We start from the raw sequence: 2,772 nt of genomic DNA on the forward strand, positions 1-2,772 counted from the left end.
ACTTATTGGCGTATTGTAAAGGATCCGGGTGCGGCGCACCATTCGCGGCTCCTTCAAGGGTCACAGTCGGAACCAAAATAACCGGTGCAGCAGCAAGTTTCTTTTCAAGTGCGTCGTATTTCGCTTCGCCTTTGGTAAGGCCTAATCTCCAGCGGTAGTTATCGATAACTACTTTAACATGATCCGGAGTGCTGAAAGCTTTGGCAGACTGCTCATAGGTTGAATCGGTGAAGTTCCATTTCGGAGAAGCCTGCTGCCAGATCAGTTTATTGAAAGCCGCAGTATTGGCAGAGTATCCTACAGCCCCCCTGTCTGTTGCGAAATAAAATTGGTACCACCAGGCCAATTCAGCCTTAGGAGGAAGGGGTGCTTTATTTCCGGCCTGGCTTCCTATCAGGTATCCGCTTACAGAAACCAGTCCTTTCACCCTTTCCGGCCAGATCGCAGCAATGATATCGGCGGTACGTGCCCCCCAGTCATATCCACCAAGAATTGCCTTCTTAATCTTCAGGGCATCCATAAAGGCTATGATATCCTCTGCTACTGCAGCCTGTTGTCCGTTGCGTTTTGTTGAGGCCGATAGAAATGTTGTTGTACCGTAACCCCGCAGATAAGGAACCAGGACATGGTAGCCTTTTGCAGCAAGGATGTTTGTAACGTCACTATAACTTGATATATCATATGGCCAGCCATGCAAAAGTATAACAACTTCTCCGTCGGCAGGCCCCGCTTCAACATATCCTACATTTAACAGCCCGGCCTTTATTTGTTTAATTGGGCCAAACTGCTCACCCAACGGTGCGTTGGATTTTTCGGATTTCCCCGACCCGCCCTGATCTGCATGCGCAGGGCCGAAGCTTAGCAGCAATAATGCCGCGAAAAACAATTTCATTTTAGCCAACAGGCTGTTGTGTTTTCTTAATGGTAATTTGTTCATAGTATTAGATGTTTGTTAAAGCTAAAGTAGGGTCGCACATAATGCTTCAGGAGTGTTATTCGTTGAACGGGCAAATGCAATCGTTAAATAGATCAGATCGATAGGGCCACAGGCAAATCAAAAATCCCCTCAGTTGACATTTTTTTAAACTGTCTACATAATTCTCGGGACCAGATTCTGAAAACTCCCCCATCCGGCTTCGAAAAGCTGGTTATGATGATCATTCAGCCTGAAATGCTTAAAACAGATCAGGCAAGCACAAAACAAACCGCATTTACAGCAAAGGGCTTTAATTATTGAACATTTTAGACCAATTTTTAAACCTCCGGACAGGGTTATGTTAATACGTTTGCTTCAACCAACTATAGACCCGTTTCTCTGAAAAGGATTTTTCCTGTCCGAAATTTTATTGACCGGCTATTTGCGGATGAACGTATACCTGATATAACATGCATCTTAAAAAACTGAACTTATTAGCCATTTTATTATTTTGCTTATGCTTAAAAGCTAAGGGGCAAAAAAACACCACTGCTTATTCCTGGCAACATCTGCCAACCGCCGAATTGCCATCCTTTAAAACCGACACCTTTAACATTGAAAAATTTGGTGCCAAAGCGGGCGGGTTCACGCTTAATACGCAAAGCATCAATGCTGCTATAAATGTATGCAGCGAGCAGGGTGGCGGCGTAGTACTCATACCTCCGGGGTTTTGGTTGACGGGCCCTGTTGTTATGAAAAATAATGTTAACCTTCATCTCAGTAAGGCGGCAGTATTACAGTTTACATCTGATAAAAGTAGTTTCGCACTTATTGAAGGGAATTTTGAAGGGCACAAGTCCATCCGAAATCAGTCGCCGATATCAGGTAAGGACCTGCAAAATATCGCCATTACCGGCGAGGGCATTGTTGACGGGCACGGAGAGGTTTGGCGTGCCATGGGTAAAGACAATGTCACCGATCGCGATTGGAAAACACTCATTGCATCGGGCGGAGAGCTTAGCGATGATAGCCGTACCTGGTACCCTTCGGCCAGCTATGCTAAAGGTGCCCGCACCCGGAATGCCGGCTATATACAAACAGGCAAAAAACTGGACGATTACCAGGAGATAAAAGATTTCTTTCGCCCTAACCTCATCGTATTCAGTAATTGCAAAAAAGTGCTGTTGCAGGGTACAACCTTTCAAAACTCTGCTGCGTGGTGCCTTCATACGTTGCAATGTGAAGATCTGACATTTGATGGGGTGCATGTCCGCAATCTGTCAAATGCGCAGAACGGAGACGGCATGGACATTGAATCCTGCTCAAATGTGCGGGTGGTTAATTGCACTATTGATGCCGGAGATGATGGGATCTGTATTAAATCCGGAAAAGATGAAGAAGGCAGGAAGGTTGGCAAACCTTGTCAAAACATTTTGATCCAAAACAATGTAGTATACCAGGCTCACGGCGGTTTCGTGATCGGCAGTGAAATGTCCGGAGGTGCGCATGATATTTTTGTATCAGACTGTAGTTTTTTTGGCACCGACAACGGCCTGCGTTTTAAGACAGTAAGAGGGCGCGGCGGAGTGGTTGAGAATATTTATATCCGTAATATTTCCATGCGCAATATTGTGCACGATGCGATCCTGTTCGATATGTATTATTTTACCCAGGCACCGTCATTGGCCCAAACCGGCGGTGAAGAAGAAAAGCCACCTGTGGATGCCGGGACCCCTCAATTCCGCAATTTTTATATTAATAACGTGGTTTGTGACGGCGCCAACCGGGCCATGCTCATCCGTGGCCTGCCCGAAATGAGCATTAAAGGCATCCACTTAGAAAATATTTCGATCAAG

General features: G+C 45.7%; 2 protein-coding genes. One reads left to right on the forward strand and one right to left on the reverse strand.

From position 1 onward, the window contains the following. A partial coding sequence (locus VF500_RS10775) for an alpha/beta hydrolase (protein WP_330859676.1) occupies positions 1-937 on the reverse strand: 937 nt, incomplete at its 3' end. 449 nt (positions 938-1,386) lie between these two features. Between VF500_RS10775 and VF500_RS10780 the strand changes: the two genes are divergently transcribed. Then, positions 1,387-2,772, forward strand: a 1,386-nt coding sequence (locus VF500_RS10780) for a glycoside hydrolase family 28 protein (protein ID WP_330859677.1), incomplete at its 3' end; no start/stop codon positions are given.

The sequence above is a fragment of the Mucilaginibacter sp. genome, from assembly GCF_036383575.1.
Classification (GTDB): domain Bacteria; phylum Bacteroidota; class Bacteroidia; order Sphingobacteriales; family Sphingobacteriaceae; genus Mucilaginibacter.